Genomic DNA, 19,960 nt, shown 5'->3' with positions numbered 1-19,960 from the left:
TCCTATGGAGAACCGAAAAAATTTATGCGCAATGATTCCGGAAGCCCTGTATGAAAAAGTCGGGGAAGAAAAGGGACGGCTGGAAATGACACTGAACCAGTACGTTGAGATGGTACTAAAGGAACATTTTGAAGGAGGAAGGATAATGGCAAACGGGACAAGGACACTGGCATTTCAGGTATCGGAGGAATTATTTATGAGGATTAAGGAGCACTTAAAAAAGACAGGGCTTAGCCAGAAAGACTTCGTGATCGGGCTGATTGAGAACGCCCTGAAGGAAGCAGAGAAAGAAAAGCCGTAAGGGAGATAAGGAATGATTCAAATTTAGTGCCGCCGGAAGCAATATGCTGCCGGCGGTAAATTTATGTGGAGGTGAAAGTTTGTATATCTATCCGGACAACTTAAAATCCAGGGCGGTCTTATGGCTCTGGCAGCTTCGGGATATCGGTATCATCGGTGTGTGCGCTTTGATATCCGTTTTGTCTCTTACGCAGGCAGAATTTATCCCGCCGATTGTCCTGACAGCGGTCTATGCGTTTCTGACGATCCGCTTTGAGGATACCAGCATCCTGGATTTTATCCGGTATGCCTGTGCGTATTTTTTTACCAGACAGCAGCTCTATGAGTGGAGGTTTACGGAACATGAGCAGAGAGAAGAAACTTAAAAAGCAGGAGGCAAAGAGACAGGCTTCCACAAGGCAGCTCATCGGGGCAAAAGAGATCACGGACTACAGCCTTGTGACGTATGGACAGGGAGAATTGGTGTATTTTATCGTGAAGCCGACCAACATCTCCGTGCTCTCCCAGGCCAGCGTGGGGGCAAGGATCTATGCGCTGATGACGGTACTAAAAGGCGTAGCGGAAATTGAAATGCTGTGCTTAAACAGCCGAGAGAGCTTTGAGGATAATAAGCGTTTTTTGAGGTCCCGGATTGAGCAGGAGGAAAATCCCGTAGTCCGAAAGCTGCTGGAAAAAGACCTGACTCATCTGGACCTGATCCAGGTGCAGATGGCAACCGCCCGCGAATTTCTAATCGTAATCCGGCTGAAGGATGAAAAAGAAACCGAGGTGTTTCCGTATCTTGCGCGTATTGAAAAGTCCTTAAAGGAGCAGGGCTTTTCCGTCAAGCGTGCGGATAAGGAAGACATCAAAAGACTTTTAGCGGTGTATTATGAGCAGAACGTGACCACAGAAAGGTTTGAAGATTTTGACGGGGAGCGCTGGATTATCCCGGACGATTAAAGGAGGTACTCATTTGAGAAGAACAAATACGGCTGCGGCATCCGAAATGGCCGGGGATGTGAGAATCCAGGAATTTCTGGATATGATCGCCCCATCGGTCATCAAGTTTGAAACCGATCACTTTATTTGCGGTAATACCTTCCGCTGCGTGTGGGCGTTGAGGGAATACCCGACATCCACCGATGAGCAGGCGATCCTTTCCCATCTTGGGGAAAAGGACGGGGTGACCCTTCGGATCTATACCCGCCATGTGACGCCGATGGAGGAAAAGAAGATCATCAGCAACGCAGCGAACAAAAACCGCATGGACCGCAGCAATACGAACGACCTTCAGCAGACCGTGCTGGCGGAGAGTAACCTGCAGGATGTGGCGACGATTGTAGCACAGATGCACCGAAACCGGGAACCACTTCTTCACACGGCGGTGTATCTGGAGCTGTGTGCCCATGACATTGACCAGTTAAAGCTCCTTCAGACCGAGGTACTGACGGAACTGATCCGCGCAAAGTTAAATGTGGACCGGCTGATGCTAAGGCAGCAGCAAGGATTCCGGTGTGTGATGCCAACCGGATGGAACCTGTTCCGTGACCAGTTTGAACGGGTGCTTCCCGCGAGCAGTGTGGCGAACCTGTACCCTTTTAACTATTCGGGGAAAACGGATCCCAACGGATTTTATATCGGCAGGGATAAGTTCGGCAGCAATGTGCTGGTGGATTTTAACCGCCGGGCAGATGACAAGACCAATGCCAACATCCTGATCCTGGGAAACAGCGGCCAGGGAAAGAGCTACCTGCTAAAGCTTCTGCTCACCAACCTGCGGGAATCCGGCATGCGGATCGTGGCTCTGGATCCAGAAATGGAATATGAGGACCTGACAAATAACCTGGGCGGCTGCTTTATTGACCTGATGAGCGGGGAGTTTCTCATCAATCCTCTGGAGCCAAAGACCTGGGATGATACGGGAAGCCCGGAGGATCTGGATGCGCCGCAGACCTTCCGCATCCGCTCCCGCCTGTCCCAGCATATCAGCTTCTTAAAAGATTTTTTCCGAAGCTACAAGGATTTCAGCGACCGGGAAATCGACGTGATCGAGATCATGTTACAGAAACTTTATACAAAATGGGGGATCAGCGATCAGAGTCCTTTTGACCGGATGGCCTCCACGGACTACCCGATCCTTTCCGACTTTTACGCCTTTATCGAGCAGGAGTATAAGGATTTTGATGAAAACAAGAGGCAGCTCTATACCGCAGAGATGCTCCAGAGCATCCTGTTGGGGCTTAACTCTATGTGTGTGGGAGCGGAGAGCAAGTTTTTTAACGGCCACACGAACATCACGGATGCGGGCTTTATTACTTTTGGAGTAAAAGGATTTTTACAGGCAGGGAGGAGCCTTAAAAATGCCCTGCTGTTTAATATCCTATCTTTTATGTCCGATGAACTTTTGACAGAAGGGAATACCGCGGCAAGCCTGGATGAGTTCTACCTGTTCCTTTCAAACCTGACCGCCGTGGAATATGTCCGCAACTTTATGAAGCGTGTCAGAAAGAAAGAATCGGCGGTCATCATTGCCAGCCAGAACCTGGAGGATTTTAATCTGGACGGTGTGAAGGAGTACACTAAGCCGCTGTTTTCCATCCCGACTCATCAGTTTCTGTTCAACGCCGGCAGCATCGATGCCAGATTTTATACGGATACCCTGCAGTTAGAGGACAGTGAGTATAACCTGATCCGCTATCCACAGAGGGGCGTGTGTCTCTACAAATGCGGCAATGAGCGTTATAACCTGATGGTTCATGCACCGGAACACAAGGCGAGGCTGTTTGGAAAGGCAGGTGGAAGATAAAGGAGGTGACGGCAGATGGATCTCAAAGAACAGAGATTTGGGATCGAGATCGAGATGACAGGTATCACCCGTGAGGCCGCGGCGGAAACGGTGGCGGAATACTTCGGGACCCGCAGCCGCTATATCGGAACCTATTATGATGCCTACGCGGCGCTGGATCCGGAGGGGCGGCAGTGGAAATTTATGAGTGACGGAAGCATCGATGCTCAGAAAAGAGCGGGAGGAAAGAAGATATCGGCTGACCGTGAATACCAGACGGAAATGGTAAGCCCCATCTGCCGGTATGAGGACATTGTCTCCATTCAGGAGATCGTGCGGAAATTGAAAGAGCGGGGGGCTTTCGTAAACAAAACTTGCGGGATCCATGTGCATATCGACGCCTCCCCGTTCGATGCCAGGACGCTCAGAAATATCACCAACATCATGGCGTCTAAGGAGGATCTGATCTATAAGGCATTGCAGGTTTCCGTGTCCCGCGAGCATTCCTACTGTCAGAAAGTCGAACAGCGCTTTTTAGAGGAACTGAACCGAAAGAAGCCGAAAACATTGGATGGGGTAGAGCGCATCTGGTACGGTGGGGATAGCCGTAGGGATACGCACTATGATGACAGCCGTTACCACTGCCTGAACCTGCATTCCGTATTTCAGAAAGGGACCGTGGAGTTTCGGCTTTTCAACGGGACGCTCCATGCGGGTAAGATCAAAGCCTATATCCAGTTTTCTCTTGCAATCGGAGCGCAGGCGTTAAACCAGAGCTGTGCCAGTCGAAGGAAAACCCAGACGACCAATGAAAAATATACCTTCCGTACCTGGCTCCTACGGCTGGGATTAAACGGGGAGGAATTCGCCACAGCCCGCTATCATCTGTTGAAGGAATTGCCCGGCTGTATTGCATGGAGGGACCCCGCCCAGGCGGAGGCTCAAAAGGAACGGATGCGGCAGAAAAAGGAAAAAGAGCGGGAGGTGGCAGCATCGGAACGGCAGGCCGCTTCCGGCATGCAGGAAACGAATCGAACAGAAGAAGCCGAGGTTTTGGAAGAAGCCCCGGCTTTTATGATGCGGATGTAGGAAAGGAGAATCGTGCAATGAGCAGGAAAGAGAGACTTTATATTGCCTACGGCAGTAACCTCAACCGGCCGCAGATGGCATTCCGCTGTCCGACCGCAAAGGTGGCCGGAACGAGCGAGCTGAAAGGGTATGAGCTGCTGTTTCGAGGCGGAAGGCTGGGAGCGGTTGCGACCGTGGAACCCAAGGAAGGAAGCTCGGTCCCTGTGCTTCTCTGGAAAATCCGGGAAGCGGATGAGGCAGCGCTGGACCGCTATGAAGGATACCCTGGGTTTTATGGGAAGCAGATGATGGAGGTGGATTTAAACGGGAAAAAAGTGTCGGCCATGGTGTATGTGATGACTCCCGGATATGAATTCGGGGTCCCTTCGGACCGCTATGCGGATACGATCCTTAAAGGCTACGAGGAGGCGGGATTTGATCCTCAGATTTTAGAGGACGCAATTGACCATGCCTATGAGCTTGTGGCTGAGATGGAGGGACAGGCAGGAAAGAAATCCCGGTTCGGGATGGGAGGCTTCGATACACTCCACTAAAAAGCAAAGAAAAAGTGAGACGGCATTCCCCGCTCACTTCTTTACGGCTGTAATTGCTTTGATATAAGAACGGAGCATCTCCTCCACATAAGGGAGATATTCCGGATCCAGACCGGACAGCATGGCGTTGACCGTTGACAGGTCTCCATGTTCTTCTTTTCCGAAGAGAATATAGTCGGCAGAGACTCCCAGTGCATGGCAGAGCTTTACAAGGGATTCGGCGGTAAAACTGCCGGAGCCAAGCTCGATGGTGCCTAAAAACGAGCTGGCCAGATCCGCTTTTTCCGCAAGAGTTTCCCGTGAATATCCGAGAGCTTCTCTGCATTTTCGGATCCGTCCGCCTATCTCTATATTGAACTGTTTTTTCAAACCATCACCACCTCATATACCCTTGATAGTGATAGTTTATCTTACTCAATCGAATATAAACATCATTGATAGAGGTTGATTGATAACCTGTATAAAGTATAATAGAAAGGGGGAATGCCTATGGCAGCTCCGGCCGCAGTAGTGGCGGCGAAGGCCGTCCTGGCCACCGCAGCAGATAAACGGACAAGGACTGTGGTTCTTTCTGTAGCTGCGGCACTGCTTGTTCCGTTTATCTTAATTATGACTGTTATTTTATGTACCTTATCCGGAGCGGCGGATCATAACACTTCAGCCGTAAATACTGCGTTTCATGGCGGGTATTTATCTTCCAAGGTACCAGTCCAATACCGGATGTATATTGAGAAGATGCAGGACAGCTTTCTTAATCTGGATCAGGCAATCGCAGAGATCAATGACATGGCAGAGGATGAAACTTTAGATGCGGATCAGGTAAAATCGGTTTTTTATTCTCTGTTTTTCGGCGCGGATCAGCCCCGCATGGGCATGGAAGAATACCGGAAATTTGCAGATTGCTTTGTGACGTATGAGGAGAGAGAGGATGAGGAAGGGGACAGCTATACGGTGGCTGTGCCGGTTCATGACCTGCAGACAGTCTATTTCAACCTGAATTCTGTGTTTGGTATATCAGCAGCCATGGAAACTCAGGTCAATGCGAACCGAATCTATACGCTGGTAAAATACGGACAAGCCCTGCCGGGAGGAAACGGTATGCTGCCGGGAGAGGCCATGGGAGACGGCAGCTTTGCGGCTTTGATGGCGGAAGCAACCAAATACATTGGCTGGCCTTATGTGTGGGGAGGAAGCTCGCCGGCGACCAGCTTTGACTGCAGCGGATATATCTGCTGGGTCTATACCAAGTCCGGCGTCTATCATCTTCCCCGTACCACGGCCCAGGGAATCTTCGATCTGTGTGCAGTGATCCCCAAGGAGGAAGCCAAGCCCGGCGACCTGATTTTTTTTACAGGGACCTATGCGTCCGCAAGCCCTGTAAGCCATGTCGGAATCTATGTGGGCGGAAACCAAATGCTGCACTGCGGGTCGCCCATCGGGTATGCCAATATTGATTCCGCTTATTGGTCCGGGCATTTCTATGCGATGGGGCGGCTTCCGGGAGGAGGGGCTTATGAAAGCGATCTTTGAACGTAAGCCGGATTTTAACTTTAAGGATTTTACCATTGAGAAAACAGTCGCCGTTCCTGCGGAAGTGTTCGAGGGTATGTTAAAGCATCCGCTGGAGGATCGCCCTTTTATTACGGAAAACATCTCGCTGATGCATCAGGACGAGGACGGCGTGTACCATTGTCTGCTGGTTACCGGGAGGGGCAGAGCGGATGGAATCCTGGTGGAAAGCGAAGGCTATGGATACCCCAGATATGCGTCCTATGTACCGGAGGCCGCCGCACTGCAGTACCCATCTCTCTCAAAGTGGAACATGGAATTGGCGTCCGCTGTGGATTTTATTATCACAGAGGGCACTGCCCAGACAACTGAAGGCAACTGGATTATAGACTTTGAAGAGCTGGAAGCCTGGACCGGTTTATGTGTGGATGGAAAGCCATTCTTGCAGGAGATGTTTGGAGATATGCTCTGGGATCGCCCGGAAACAGCCGATGTGATTATCGATGATGGCAGAATTGACATTGCTTATTATCTGGATTTCTGCCCAAATGTCTCGGAGAAGTTGCAGGAGGAAGGTGCAGGAAGTGAGATGAAAATGCAGTGATAAAAGGATCTCTGTGAAAAAGTGACAAGAAGATTTGTCCGGTTCTCGTATCGACTTTGCCGGAGCGTTACGGTATCCTCTGTGGCGGAAAGGAGGGATCCGGACAGATGGATGGAATACTGGATCAATTGAATCAGGTGATCGAAGCCAGGATCGCGCAGATCAAGGACGAGATGGAGGAGAAAAATCCAACGGAGTGCTTGAAAGAGACAAAAGAAGAAGTGGAGCATATGGATCGGATTTTGCGCATGCTGCCGAGAGACGAAACGGAGTGGCTGAATGACAAGTTGTTGGAACGGCTTACCATTCCAATGGAGGAGCGGATGCGATATTACAAAACCGGATTATCCGATGCCATCGAGCTTCTGCGGTTTCTTAGAGCTTAAAAAAAGGATGGAACAGAAAGCGGCCTTTAAACGGCCGCCTGTTCTTGTTATATATTATAAAAACAGGAGGACTGCGAATGAAGAATACAACCCTGACAGTAACGTTCAATACGGAGAAACTGGATGCGCTGACATTCCATATGGAAAAACGCGAAGCGGATCTGCAGACGGAATTAAACGATACGGTTCAGCGGCTTTATGAAAAATATGTGCCGCAGGCAACCCGTGAATATATCGACGACAAGGTCTCCCGTGATGCTGCGGGAAAGGATCGTCTCCGCCGTCCGGTGCGCCCGGCAGCCCGCAGATCGGAGGAGGAGAGCTCAGAGAAAACCCTGGCGGGAGGCAACGCCGAACCGCTTCCGCCCGTGTAAGCCCCTGTGGGCCGCCGTGTCGGCTTTTTGGGAAAGGAGTGGGACCTGCATCCCCTGACAGGAGATTTCGGCCATGTCGAGGCGATTTGGGAGAAGGAAAGAAAACCTTCCGGGAATGCTTTCCTGGGCGGGATTTTGACAGAGCAGGCAGGGTCGAAATGTGTGCAGGTTAAAGGGCGGGTGGCTTTAAAAAGCCTCCCTGCCCGCTTTACACCGCCCGGCAAAGCCGTGCGGGGATTCTCCTTTCCACCCATAAAATGGTCTTTCAAAAATCCAGGTGGCTTGGAGGGGAGTCAGGCAGGCTGTTCCGAAAAATGACAGGTGGCTTTGGGATTAACGGCGGAAAGGAGGCGTTTATGAGCGGAAACGCGGAGAAAACCAAGTTTTCTATCCGGGTGGATACGGAACTGATTGCCCTGGCGGATGCTTATATCAAAGACAGCACGGTAAGGAACCGCACGGAGCTTATGGAAGATGCGCTGCGTTTCTACCTGGGATTTCTGACATCAAAGAAAGCGGAGGATTACCTGCTCCAGTCAATTTCCTCTGTGATGACGGGAACGATGCAGGACAGTGAAAACCGCTTGGCTCGCATGGATTTCAAGATCGCTGTGGAGTTGTCAAAGCTGTCCCAGGTCATCGCCTACACACATGATGTTGACGAGGAGGCCATGAAGCGACTGCATACAAAATGTGTGGAGGAGGTCAGGCGCATCAACGGAGCGATTGATTTTGAAGATGCATACAAATATCAGAAGCGAGAAACCTAAAGGAACAGGAAAATCTTTGTTGGGTTTTGGTATAGACTTGCCACACAGATTTTGTTTATTGTGTGATGAAAAAGGAGTGATCCGGTATGGACAAAAAGGAAATTTATGAGATGGTTATTCAGGAGATGACGGAGCATGCGCTTATGCGGCGCAGGGAAAGCTGTGAGGAAGAAGAACAAAAACTTTATCAGGAGATTGGTGTCTTATCGGAACAGAAACGGGATGTGCTTGCAAAGCTTTTAACTGAGGATCGTCAGGTGATCGATGACTACATCACGAAGACAAATCTGATTGCACAGCATGAATGCGAGTATCTCTATGTACAGGGCGCAAGGGACTGCGTGGAGCTGTTAAAAAAGTTAGGTGTATTGTAAAACACAGAAAGAAGGGTCTGCTTCGGCAGGCCTTTCCTCTTTGCAGGAGAGGAAACTGGATTGCCAAAACTGATTTTTACTTCCCGGTATCTTAAAGACGCACCGGCAGCGCAACTGAAAAACTATGTGCGCTACATCGGTACACGCGAGGGAGTTGAAAAAATTGATGAAAGTAAATTGTCTCTTCCGGCGACGGGCAATCAGAGACAACTGATCACTAAGCTCATCCGTGATATTCCACAGACAAAAGAACTGCTGGAATACACGGATTTTTTATTGAAGCCAACGATTGGCAATGCTTCTGAACTGATCTCCCGTGTGCTGGAGCAAAACGTGGATCTTATTGGGACGCGCAGAAACTATGTGGATTATCTTGCAAACCGTCCCCGCGTGGAGCGGGTGGGAGAGCATGGCCTTTTTACAGACGCCGGAGAGCCGGTCATCTTAAAAAAGGTGCAGGAAGATGTGGCAGGGCATAAAGGACCGGTCTGGACCCATGTGATCTCTCTGCGGCGGAAGGATGCAGAACGGCTTGGATATGACCGTGCATCCCAATGGATGGCACTGCTTCGTTCCAAACGCGCCATGCTTTGTCGACACATGAAAATCGACAGCGCGAATCTCAGATGGTATGCAGCGTTCCATAACGAGGGCCATCATCCCCATGTGCATCTAGTGGCTTATTCCACAAAAGAGAATGACGGATATCTTACAAAGCCGTCCATTGAAGCCATGCGCTCCGAACTGGCCCATGATATTTTCCGGCAGGACTTTGCAAACCTTTATGAGGAACAAAATCAGGCGAGAGAGGAACTGAAATCAGGCGCAGAGGATGTACTGCGACAGAAACTGGAGGAACTGAAAAACGGTGTCCTTGTGAATGGCAGGATTGAACGCATGATGACTGCTTTGTCGGAACGCCTGCAAAATACGTCCGGGAAAAAGGTCTACGGGTATCTGAAACGGGACGTGAAAAATCTCGTGGATCAGATTGTGGATGAGCTGGAAAAAGACAAGCGTGTGTCGGAATTATACCAGGCTTGGGGAAAGTGGCAGAATGAGATCATTCTGGCCTATCGGAATGATCCGCCGCCCCTTCCTCCTTTATCGAAGCAGAAGCAGTTTAAAAGTATCAAAAACATGGTAATCGCGGAGGCGTTAAAGCTGGACGGTCCCCATTTTTCATTTGAGGATGCGCATGCCCCGGAGCCGGAGGAAGATTGGGAACCGGAAGAACCTTCTGAGAGAGAAAATTTGTTGGAACCGGATGTTCTCTTAGAAGAACCGGAATTGCCGGAAGAGGGGGAAGCGCAGAACCGACAGGAAGCATTTCATGCAGACTGGACCAAGCAGTATAAACTTGCACGAAAATATCTGTATGGCGGAAACGATGTGGAGCAGGATTTTTCCCAGGCGCTTGTGCTGTTCCTTGCTGAAGCAAAAACAGGAAATGCGCTGGCCATGTATGATCTGGGGAGGATGTGCGCGGATGGACTTGGGTGTGAAGCAGATCCGGAATCGGCAAAAGACTGGTACCGGAAGGCCCTGACGGCTTTCCTTGTCGCAGAGCGCACGGCAAAAGAACGGAAGCTCCCCTACCTGTGGTATCGCATCGGAAAGATGTATGCTGCGGGGCTCGGGACAGAACACAAGGTAAGTGGCACCGAAGGTGCAGGAGAGGAAAACCTGGGCCGGGATTATGCATCCGCCGCTGCATGGTTTTCAAAGGCAGTCTCACAAAACCATAAGTATGCCCAATACTCCCTTGCTGGATTGTATTACCGCGGGCAAGGAGTGGAGCAGGATTTTTCCCAGGCGTTCCTGCTGTATCAGCTGTCTGCCAAACAGGGAAACCCGTATGCATCTTATGAACTGGCAAAGATGCTTGGGGACGAGATAGGCACGGATCCGGATCCTTGGCAGGCGAAGGAACAATTTGAGAAAGCATTTACCGGTTTTTCCGCTCTGGAGAGGGAAAGTCATGATGATAAGCTGCAGTACCGCCTGGGATGGATGCTCCATACCGGGACCGGCACAGAAAAGGATGACGGACGAGCGGCAGAGTATTGGAAACAGGCTGCATGGCTTGGAAATATTCATGCACAGTATGCCCTGGGAAAGCTATGGCTTGCGAATGGTGCCGGTGATCCAAAGCAGGCGGTGGAATGGATCAAGAAAGCGGCAGAAGCAGGGAACGGTGCTGCACAGTATGCGATGGCAAAGATCTATCGGGACGGAGAACATGTCTCAAAAGATATTGGAAAAGCAGTCAATCTTTTCACTTTATCTGCGGAACAGGGAAATGGGTATGCGGCTTATCAGTTGGGGAAATTGTATCTTGCCGGTGAAGAAATCCCAAAAGATGTGCAGGCGGCAGTGAGGTGGATGGAAGCTGCGGCTGAGAAAGGAAATTCCTATGCCCGGTATGCTCTCGGCAAGCTGTATCTCTGCGGGAAGGATGTCCCATATAATAAAGAGAAAGCTGTTTTTTATCTGCAGGCATCTGCCGAGCAGGGAAATATGTATGCACAGATTCTTCTGGAACACATGGGGTCATTTCACAATCCATCCGCCTTTCTTGCAGCAACACGGCTTCTGCACCGTCTGGAAAAACTGTTCCGGGAAGATTACCGGAAAGGCACAGGAGGCGTTTCCTATCACATCGACCGAAAGCGAAGAAGGAAACTGGCAGAGAAAAAGCAGGCACAGGGACATAAACGGGATGACCATGAGCCGGTACAACAAGTTTATTAAGGGGAGGTGGATGTATGGCTGGGTATGTTTATTTCACAGAAGAGCAGAAACAGCGGGCCAACCAAGTAGACCTGGAAGATTTCCTGTCTCGACAGGGAGAGAAACTGCTGCGCTCCGGCAGGGAGAAGCGTCTGTCCAGTGATCACAGCATCACTGTACGAGGGAACCGCTGGTATGACCATGCCACGGAAAGAGGCGGATATCCGATTGACTTTGTGAAGATGTTCTATGGGCAGAGCTTCTCCGATGCGGTAACTATGTTGTTAGGCGGAGAGCAGGAACAAGTTTACCGTGAAAGCAGGGAAGCAGAACCGGAGCCACAAAAACCGTTTCTGCTTCCCGAAGCCAATCCGGATATGCGCCGGGTATTTGCATACCTTACCGGAACACGCTGCCTGGACCAAAGAGTGGTAAAAGCATTTGTAAAAGCAAAGATGATCTATGAGGATGCGGCATACCACAATGCGGTGTTTGTCGGCTATGACTTAGATGGTGTTCCCCGTCATGCACATAAGCGGGGAACTTATACGAAAGGGGAACCGTTCAAAGGAAATGTGGATGGATGCGATCCGAGATACAGCTTTCACTGGACCGGAAAGAGCGATATGGTCTATGTTTTTGAGGCGCCTATTGATCTGCTTTCCTTTATTTCCCTTTATCAAAAGGACTGGCGGATGCACAGCTATGTGGCTCTCTGCGGTGTGGCGGAACATGCGCTTTTGCAGCTTCTATCCGATGTATCTCAGGTAAAAAGAATTGCATTGTGCCTTGATAATGATAAAGCGGGGATACAGGCGCGGGAGAGAATCAAACAGAGGTTATCGGAGCGGGGATACCGGGATGTATTCCCGCTCTTTTCACAGCAAAAAGACTGGAATGAGGATCTGCAGGCACTTACAAAGCCACCTCCAAAGCAGGAGGAGCAAGGATTTGCTATGCGGATGGACTGAAGGGAGGAATGAAATGGAAGCAGAGAATATTGTCCTGTTTGTCTGCATCGGACTTGGGATGTTTGCGGTGATTGGCGGTCTTGCGATGCTGTCCAATTACTATACGTTAAACGGAATCAAGTCACGGACAGTAGGCGACGGCCAGCATGGGACCGCAAGGTTTGCCACGGAAAAAGAGATCCGGGAGACATACGCCCATGTTTCCTATGAACCGGAAAAATGGAGGCATGGAGAAGCGCTTCCAACAAAGCAGGGCTTGGTGGTGGGATATAAAAAGAAAGGGAACTCCATTACCGCTCTGGTAGACAGCGGAGATATCCACTGCCTGATGATCGGAGCGGCCGGTGTCGGCAAGACTGCCAATTTTTTATACCCGAATATTGAATATGCCTGCGCATCAGGAATGAGCTTTCTGACAACGGACACCAAGGGTGACCTGTTCCGAAATTATGCAGGAATCGCAAAGGAATGTTATGGCTATCGTATTTCCATCCTGGATCTCAGAAATCCTACCCGCTCGGATGGAAACAACATTTTGACGCTGGTCAACAAATATATGGATGAATATCTGCCGGATCCAAAGAATCTGGCGGCAAAGGCCAAGGCGGAAAAATACGCAAAAATCACAGCAAAGACCATCATCAGTTCGGATGGTGCCTCCGCTAGTAGCTACGGACAAAATGCATTTTTCTATGATGCGGCGGAAGGGCTTCTGGCATCGGTGATCCTGCTGATTGCGGAATACTGCCCGCCGGAGAAAAGGCATATCATTTCGGTGTTTAAACTGATCCAGGATCTGCTGGCCCCATCCCCGGTAAAGAACCGGAGCCTGTTCCAGCTTTTGATGGATAAGCTGCCGCCCACCCATAAGGCCAAATGGTTTGCCGGCGCTGCGCTCAATTCTGCAGATCAGGCCATGGCGTCCGTGCTATCAACCGCTATGAGCCGTCTCAATGCCTTTCTGGACAGTGAGATGGAGCAGATCCTGTGTTTTGACAGTTCCCTGGATACGGAAACCTTTTGTTCCACGAAATCAGCCATATTTATTGTCCTGCCGGAGGAAGATAATACGAAATATTTTATGGTATCCCTGTTCCTCCAGCAGCTCTACCGGGAGATGCTGACCATTGCGGATGAACATGGAGGGAAACTCCCGAACCGGGTGATGATGTTTGCGGATGAGATCGGCACGATCCCCAAGATCGAATCCATGGAGATGATGTTTTCCGCAGGGCGTTCCCGCCGCATCAGTATGGTGCCGATCATCCAGTCCTTTGCACAGCTTGAGAAAAACTATGGGAAGGAAGGGGCAAGCATTATTATTGATAACTGTCAAGACATCCTGTTCGGCGGATTTGCGCCAAATTCAGAAAGCGCGGAGATCTTATCAAAGGCGCTCGGCAACCGCACGGTGCTGTCCGGTTCCATATCTAGAGGGAAGAACGACCTCAGCCAGAGCCTGCAGATGATGAGCAGGCCTCTGATGTCGCCGGATGAATTAAAAACTCTGCCGAAAGGCCATTTCATTTTGGCAAAGACTGGATGTTTTCCGATGCAGACGCAGCTCCCCTTGTTTTTGAAATGGGGGATCCGGTTTGGAAAGCCCTATGAAGTCCCGGAGCAGGCAGCGAGGCCGGTGGCTTACGCGGATCGGTTTGAATTGGAGCAGGAGATCGTGCGCCGAAGGGATGAAGAGGAAGAGGACGGATGGGATGATACGCTGGCAGGAGAAGAAAACGCATCAGGCTCAGGAGGGCAGGTCCACGCTGTGGCTCCACAGATGAAAGAGCATAGAGTACCAGTCAGACGTCCTCCCCTTCGCACGGATTAGAAAGGCGGTGAAGCCCATAGGATATTTTTCCAAGATATACGCTGAGGAACTGCCGCATCGGGCAAAAGCGGTGTATATGTATTTGAAAGACCGCAGTGACAAAAACGGGCAGTGCTATCCGGCAATCGGAACAATCGCAAAGGAGCTGCATCTGTCACGTAGGACGGTGGAACGGGCGATTGAAGATCTGATTCGCGCCGGCCTTGTTAAAAAGGAGCAGCGGTGGCGGGAAAATGGTGGAAGGAGCAGCCTGCTTTATACACTGACCGACAGCGGTTAAAAAGAAAAAAATACGCCGCCAAGGGGATGCTTTGCTCTCCTGGTGGCGTATGGAATATGGCATCATGACATATGCAGGGAAGGGAACACCTGAAGAAATCGTTTAAGATCAGAGAAAAAATAGTCGTTTCAACAGTCTGTATGATACGTTTCCAGCATGGACAGGATCGTGCTGCGGATTACCTGCTTGTCTCTGCTGTTTAACCGCATTATCATACGGATCAGCTGTTCATCCTCGCCGTCAATGGTCTGTAACTGCGGGTGGAGGATGGCATCTCCCGGTATGTTCAGTACGTCTACCAGGCGGAGAAGAATATCCAGGCTGGGGCGTTTCTCTTCATTCTCCAAGGCCATGAGAAAGCGGGTGGTAATGCCGACTTTTTCAGCGACCTCATCCTGTGTACGCTTGACGTCCAGCCGATATTTTTTAAATATAGGTCCCATATAGGAAATGTCTAGCTTTTCAAGTTTATTCACTGTCAGTTCACCTCCAACATCATTTTACAGTTCGGGAGTTGATTCGAGAACGCAATTATAATTCATAATAAATACGAAATAATAGATCGTAGTATTGTATTGTTTGATTTAAGGAAAGAAACTTGACTTTTAAATCTTACTATTGTAATATTTGTGAAGATATATATCTTACAAATGTAATATACAAGGCGGATGAAAGATTTGTATATTTTGAAAGTTAGAAGTTCTGATTGTGATTTGTTCTAGTAAATGGAGGTTGACATGAAAAGAAGCAGAAGAAAAGGAAGAATGAGACATGTGTACTTGCGGTTTATTATTGCAGCTATTGGAACAGCTGTTTTTGTTGTAGTCATATGTATAATGGGGACGCTAGCAATAAAAAGTAAGTGGAAGACACCACAAGAACTTTTGCTTCAGTATATGGATTATATTCCAAACCAGGAGTATGAAAAAATGTATGCAATGCTAGATACTGATGCGTCAGGAAGCATTAGTCAGGAGGACTTTATAAAACGGAATTCGGCTATTTATGAAGGCATTGAGCTACAGAATATGACAGTTGAAATTTTGGAATACGATGAAGAACATAGACTGGTAACCTATCAGACTTCTTTTGATACAGTTGCAGGAAATATTCAGTTTGAGAATGAGGCCCTTTTTGTGGAAGGTAAGGACGAATACAAGTTAGTCTGGGATGATTCCATAATTTTTCCAAATTTATCTTATTCTGACAAAGTAAGAGTTTCAACTATACAAGCAGAACGAGGAGAAATTCTGGACAGAAACAGACGTGTTCTTGCAGGTAAAGGCACAGCTTCTTCAGTTGGAATTGTTCCGGGAAAGATTGAAAACAGGACAGAGGCAATCGCAAAGATTGCAGAATTATTGGAAATCACACCTGAAGTGATAGAGAAAAAATTATCAGCGAATTGGATTAAGGAGGATTCTTTTGTGCCAATTAAAACAATTCCGAGGGTTGAAGAAATCGAGTTGATGAAGATTGAACCAGATGAAGAAGTGCTGAAAGAAAAAGAACGGCATGAAAAATTACTAGAAATTTCTGGAGTAATGATTACTAATGTTGATGTGCGTGAATACCCATTAGGGGAAGCCGCCGCACATTTGATCGGGTATGTTCAAAGTGTTACTGCAGAGGATTTGGAGGAACATTCGGGGGAAGGTTATACAGCTAATAGCGTAATCGGCAGAATTGGAATGGAGGGATTGTTTGAGAGTGAATTAAAAGGACAGAACGGTTGCAGGATCTATATTGTGGATTCGGAGGGGAAAGAAAAAGAGGAACTTGCCAGTATACCAGTACAGCCGGGGAAAGATATACAGCTTACAATAGATGCTGATTTGCAGATTTCTTTGTATGAGCAGTTTAAGGAAGATAAAAGTTGTTCGGTAGCCATGAATCCTTATACGGGAGAGGTATTGGCGCTAGTTAGCACACCATCTTATAACAATAATGATTTCATTATGGGGTTATCTGATGAACAGTGGACTTCTCTTAATGAGGATGAGAATAAGCCTATGTATAACCGTTTTCGGCAAGTATGGTGTCCGGGATCTACTTTCAAACCGATTACTGCTGCGATTGGCTTAGAATCAGGAGCAATTGATCCAAAAGAAGATTATGGGAATGTAGGTTTAAGTTGGCAGAAGGACGCATCATGGGGATCGTATTATGTAACAACACTTCATGCATATGAACCAGTCATTTTAGAGAATGCTTTGATCTATTCAGATAATATTTATTTTGCGAAAGCTGCTTTAAAAATTGGAGCAGAAGAGATGGAGAGGTCCTTGGATAGGTTTGGGTTTAATGAAGATTTGCCATTTGAAATAAAGATGTCACAGTCACAGTATTCCAATACGGATAGTATAGAAACAGAAATACAGTTGGCGGACAGTGGTTATGGACAAGGGCAGATATTGATAAATCCATTACATATGGCATGTATCTATTTGGCTTTTTGCAATGAAGGGAATATTGTAAAGCCGTATCTGACCTATCGGCAAGATACAACAACGCAATATTGGATAAAAGAAGCGTTCTCTCAGGGGACTGCGTCTCAGGTGCTGGAAGGTTTAAAAAAGGTTATCAACGATCCAAACGGGACTGGATATGCAGCACACCGTGACGATATTTTGCTGGCAGGAAAAACGGGAACGGCAGAAATCAAGACAACAAAGGAGGACACATCTGGTACGGAATTAGGTTGGTTTGCAATTTTTACGCCAGAAAAATCAACAGAAAATCCAATTTTAATAATCAGTATGACAGAAGATGTAAAAGGGAGAGGAGGAAGCGGATATGTTGTGGAAAAAGACAAGATGGTTTTGGAAGAGTGGTTTCGCAATAATTAGTTTCATTCTCACTTTTGGAGTTTCGGGCTGTACTGTTGTACCAGAGGAAGAAACTGAAATACAAGAAGATGAGAATGTTGCTTTAGATATAGAAGATGATGCGGATGAAATGAAAGATATTTGTCTGGATCTTTATGAAAAGGCTTCTGAAGAAAATAAATTGGCCGATTTGGAAACAATCCGCAGTATCGTAAATCGCTTTGGAGAGTATGGCTATTCAGCTATCGACAGTAAAAATCAGGTGGATATGACAATGGCGGAACAGATAGTTCTATTCTGTGATGCAGTAGAACAAAAGAAAGTAGCTGAAACGATAGTTTTTCAAATTGACTATTTTGGAGGGTTTATAAAATATGATTTAAAGACGGAAGATGGGAATGTAGAGGTAACGAAGAGTTATTATGTGTATGAAGACAAAGAGATACAAAGAAAGTCTGTTTCAAGCTATCTAGCAAAAAAATGGGATTATACAGCGGAAGGTTATATGATGTTTTCCGGATCTTATTATTCTGAAACACTGTATGCGCTTACTTTGAGTGCAGAAGAGGACTATGTTGCATTACGAGTGGAACCACTGGCTGAAAAATATAGGGAGTTAAATCGAAAATATTTACTGCCCATTGGCTATGCGTGCAATAACATGTTTATTACTGACTGGAACGAGAGCGACTTCGGTGATTTAAATTTTTATGATCTTTTCGATATTTTTTATTCAGAAGTATATAAATCTCCTTTCTCATATATGCCAGATGATAATTTAGGTGTGAGAGCTGTTTACCATATTCCAAAGGAAGATTTTGAACATGTGATCCAGACGTATTTTAATATTGATAGTAAAACATTACAGTCTAAAACAGTTTATTGTCAGGAGGATTCGACTTATGAGTATAAACCGAGAGGATTTGAAGAAGTAGAATACCCAGAATATCCATACCCAGAAGTAATCGGTTATACAGAGAATAACGATAGCACTATTACTCTTATGGCTCAGGTGGTATTTCCGTATAAAGGAGATTCCAATGTGTATGCCCATGAAGTAACAGTACGTCCTTTGGACAATGGCGGAGTACAGTATGTATCAAATAAGATCATACCTTCTGAGGACAATGGAGAGGTATCTTGGCACACACCACGTTTGACAGAAGATGAATGGGAAGAATTGTATGGAGGACAATGATGGAAGATCTGAAATGGTTGTTTAAGAAATATGGTCTCCTGCTTTTGATATTGCTGATTGCGGTAATCTTGAGTGTGCTTTGTTGGAGCAAATTTCACGGGAAGTCTGAAAAGAAGGCAGAAGAAGTATGGGAGCCTCCGGTAGTAATCTCAGAGAAGGAGACTGAGACTATACCAGAAGAAACGATTACAGAAACATCTGAGGAGTCCGCTTTTTGGTTTCTTCCTCAAAGTGCTGATTGTCTCCTCTCGGAAACGGAAAAACAACAAATACAGGATCAAGTATTATTGGCAGCAGAATCAGTTGGGGAAATTTATAAGGATGTTATTGTTCCTGATGCACCAAACTATTCTTCAGGTGTTGCAGAGTTTACCGCTGAACAGAGAAAAGCAGTTGTGGAGCAATTGGGAAGTGCCGGTCTAGTGAGCGTGGAGAAAGATACTGATATGCAGAACCCTGACGAAATAGAGAGATTTTGGGCTGAATATCAAAAAGGGCAGAACTCAATGGTTACAGTGTATGAGATACATCAGGATGGAGTAATTGGCTCGATTACTTTTATTCATCGGAATCACGAGTTGCAAACATATTATGTAGGGGTTCGATGGAAGGAAGGCGGAGTACCGGAAATTCAGGGAATCTCGGTTAGTGATGTGGCAGAAATCAAACTGACTGAAAAAGGATATTTTATCTATGCGTATGAGTATATTATTCCACACGCAAGTCTACGGCAGTATTGGCGAATAAAGCCGCTTTCGGAAAAATGCAAGGAATTGACGGAGAAATACATATCGGGGTTAAGCTATGTGAATTATAATCTGCTTGTCACAAATTGGGATGCTGAAAATGTGGAGGATATCCTGATGCCTTGTATGTATGAGGACATTTATCGGGTTTATACAGGGGGAAATTTGAAAACCGAAGATTGGAAAATTCCTGCAGAAGAATATGAGAGGGTCATGACCACTTATTTTCCAGTGTCTGTAGAACAATTGAGAGAGAACTGTGGGTACGATGAGACTAGCGACAGTTACAAATATGAGATGATATATGCGAGTCCATATCCACCTTTTGGAGAAGTGGTAGACTATACAGAAAATACAGATAGAACAATTACTCTCTTTGTGGATGGTGTATGGCCGGATTACAATTCTGATCAGGCATTTAGAAATGTGATTGTGGTTGAACCATTTGAGGACGGAACTTTTAGATATCTTTCAAATTCCATAGAAAAACTGGAATTGGATATTCCGATTGTAAGACGAGAGGAAATAGATGAGTAGTTTTCACTTAAAAGTATTTGCTTTAATCTTGATGATTATTGACCATGCAGCAGAATTCCTACCGGGTATGCCGGTAGTGTAAAAAAGTTTGTGTCTTTGGAAGAAAATGACTCCTTTTTGGTAAGAATTA

At 47.2% G+C, this 19,960-nt stretch carries 21 protein-coding genes; 19 read left to right on the top strand and 2 right to left on the bottom strand.

What is annotated here, in order from left to right; all coding sequences use genetic code 11:
• Positions 1-4: 4 nt before the first annotated feature.
• From DW757_RS13175 to DW757_RS13150, 6 genes are all read left to right on the top strand, one after another.
• Entirely contained in the window at positions 5-301 is a 297-nt protein-coding gene (locus tag DW757_RS13175) for a 4-oxalocrotonate tautomerase (protein WP_118751913.1), read from the top strand.
• 79 nt (positions 302-380) lie between these two features.
• A complete protein-coding gene (locus tag DW757_RS13170) occupies positions 381-665 on the top strand; it encodes a hypothetical protein (RefSeq protein WP_118751912.1) in 285 nt (94 codons plus the stop codon).
• Entirely contained in the window at positions 643-1,242 is a 600-nt protein-coding gene (locus DW757_RS13165) for a hypothetical protein (protein ID WP_118751911.1), read from the top strand. Before DW757_RS13170 ends, DW757_RS13165 begins: the two co-directional genes overlap by 23 nt.
• 46 nt (positions 1,243-1,288) lie before the next feature.
• Positions 1,289-3,088, top strand: a complete 1,800-nt coding sequence (locus tag DW757_RS13160) for a DUF87 domain-containing protein (protein WP_118751949.1) — start codon at positions 1,289-1,291, stop codon at positions 3,086-3,088.
• Between the two features lie 15 nt (positions 3,089-3,103).
• Entirely contained in the window at positions 3,104-4,156 is a 1,053-nt protein-coding gene (locus tag DW757_RS13155) for an amidoligase family protein (protein ID WP_118751910.1), read from the top strand.
• A 17-nt stretch (positions 4,157-4,173) separates the two neighbouring features.
• Positions 4,174-4,689 carry a gamma-glutamylcyclotransferase family protein gene (locus DW757_RS13150; protein ID WP_118751909.1) on the top strand — a complete coding sequence of 172 codons (516 nt, stop codon included), beginning with the start codon at positions 4,174-4,176 and terminating at the stop codon, positions 4,687-4,689.
• A 33-nt stretch (positions 4,690-4,722) separates the two neighbouring features.
• Here DW757_RS13150 and DW757_RS13145 read toward each other — a convergent pair whose 3' ends face one another.
• Positions 4,723-5,058 (bottom strand): helix-turn-helix transcriptional regulator, encoded by a 336-nt coding sequence (locus DW757_RS13145; RefSeq protein ID WP_008397075.1) that lies wholly within the window; start codon positions 5,056-5,058, stop codon positions 4,723-4,725.
• Between the two features lie 120 nt (positions 5,059-5,178).
• Between DW757_RS13145 and DW757_RS13140 the strand changes: the two genes are divergently transcribed.
• The 10 genes from DW757_RS13140 to DW757_RS13090 all read left to right on the top strand — a co-directional run bounded on the left by DW757_RS13140 (position 5,179) and on the right by DW757_RS13090 (position 14,521).
• Positions 5,179-6,219 (top strand): C40 family peptidase, encoded by a 1,041-nt coding sequence (locus DW757_RS13140; RefSeq protein WP_118751908.1) that lies wholly within the window; start codon positions 5,179-5,181, stop codon positions 6,217-6,219.
• Positions 6,203-6,802 carry a DUF6329 domain-containing protein gene (locus DW757_RS13135; protein ID WP_118751907.1) on the top strand — a complete coding sequence of 200 codons (600 nt, stop codon included), beginning with the start codon at positions 6,203-6,205 and terminating at the stop codon, positions 6,800-6,802. The genes DW757_RS13140 and DW757_RS13135 overlap by 17 nt, the downstream gene beginning before the upstream one ends.
• Before the next feature lie 107 nt (positions 6,803-6,909).
• On the top strand, positions 6,910-7,188 hold the full coding sequence (locus tag DW757_RS13130; RefSeq protein ID WP_118751906.1) for a chemotaxis protein: 279 nt from the start codon (positions 6,910-6,912) through the stop codon (positions 7,186-7,188).
• A gap of 77 nt (positions 7,189-7,265) precedes the next feature.
• On the top strand, positions 7,266-7,562 hold the full coding sequence (locus DW757_RS13125) for a DUF6103 family protein (protein ID WP_118751905.1): 297 nt from the start codon (positions 7,266-7,268) through the stop codon (positions 7,560-7,562).
• Between the two features lie 356 nt (positions 7,563-7,918).
• Positions 7,919-8,332: a ribbon-helix-helix protein, CopG family gene (locus DW757_RS13115; RefSeq protein ID WP_118751948.1), complete on the top strand. Its 414-nt coding sequence runs from the start codon at positions 7,919-7,921 to the stop codon at positions 8,330-8,332.
• 86 nt (positions 8,333-8,418) lie between these two features.
• A complete protein-coding gene (locus DW757_RS13110) occupies positions 8,419-8,706 on the top strand; it encodes a hypothetical protein (RefSeq protein ID WP_118751903.1) in 288 nt (95 codons plus the stop codon).
• A gap of 60 nt (positions 8,707-8,766) precedes the next feature.
• The gene (mobP3, locus tag DW757_RS13105; RefSeq protein WP_118751902.1) at positions 8,767-11,460 is read left to right on the top strand and encodes a MobP3 family relaxase; all 2,694 of its coding nucleotides are present in this window, start codon (positions 8,767-8,769) and stop codon (positions 11,458-11,460) included.
• Positions 11,461-11,474: 14 nt separating this feature from the next.
• Positions 11,475-12,410, top strand: coding sequence for a DUF3991 and toprim domain-containing protein (locus tag DW757_RS13100; RefSeq protein ID WP_118751901.1), 936 nt, complete (start codon positions 11,475-11,477; stop codon positions 12,408-12,410).
• Positions 12,411-12,423: 13 nt separating this feature from the next.
• A complete protein-coding gene (locus DW757_RS13095) occupies positions 12,424-14,241 on the top strand; it encodes a VirD4-like conjugal transfer protein, CD1115 family (protein ID WP_182433307.1) in 1,818 nt (605 codons plus the stop codon).
• A 16-nt stretch (positions 14,242-14,257) separates the two neighbouring features.
• A complete protein-coding gene (locus DW757_RS13090) occupies positions 14,258-14,521 on the top strand; it encodes a helix-turn-helix domain-containing protein (RefSeq protein WP_118751946.1) in 264 nt (87 codons plus the stop codon).
• A 128-nt stretch (positions 14,522-14,649) separates the two neighbouring features.
• Here the strand turns inward: DW757_RS13090 and DW757_RS13085 are convergent, their stop codons facing one another.
• A complete protein-coding gene (locus DW757_RS13085; protein ID WP_118751900.1) occupies positions 14,650-14,997 on the bottom strand; it encodes a helix-turn-helix transcriptional regulator in 348 nt (115 codons plus the stop codon).
• A gap of 261 nt (positions 14,998-15,258) precedes the next feature.
• On the opposite strand from DW757_RS13085, the gene DW757_RS13080 reads away from it, so the two are divergent.
• The 3 genes from DW757_RS13080 to DW757_RS13070 are packed head-to-tail and all read left to right on the top strand — an operon-like array spanning position 15,259 to position 19,830.
• A complete protein-coding gene (locus DW757_RS13080; RefSeq protein WP_118751899.1) occupies positions 15,259-17,370 on the top strand; it encodes a penicillin-binding transpeptidase domain-containing protein in 2,112 nt (703 codons plus the stop codon).
• Positions 17,318-18,547, top strand: coding sequence for a DUF6070 family protein (locus tag DW757_RS13075; RefSeq protein ID WP_118751898.1), 1,230 nt, complete (start codon positions 17,318-17,320; stop codon positions 18,545-18,547). The genes DW757_RS13080 and DW757_RS13075 overlap by 53 nt, the downstream gene beginning before the upstream one ends.
• Positions 18,547-19,830, top strand: coding sequence for a DUF6070 family protein (locus DW757_RS13070; RefSeq protein WP_118751897.1), 1,284 nt, complete (start codon positions 18,547-18,549; stop codon positions 19,828-19,830). The genes DW757_RS13075 and DW757_RS13070 overlap by 1 nt, the downstream gene beginning before the upstream one ends.
• Positions 19,831-19,960 lie beyond the last annotated feature (130 nt).

Source organism: Clostridium sp. AM29-11AC (genome assembly GCF_003480545.1).
Lineage (GTDB): Bacteria > Bacillota > Clostridia > Lachnospirales > Lachnospiraceae > Otoolea > Otoolea saccharolyticum_A.
This window is presented reverse-complemented; position numbering and strand designations above follow the sequence as displayed.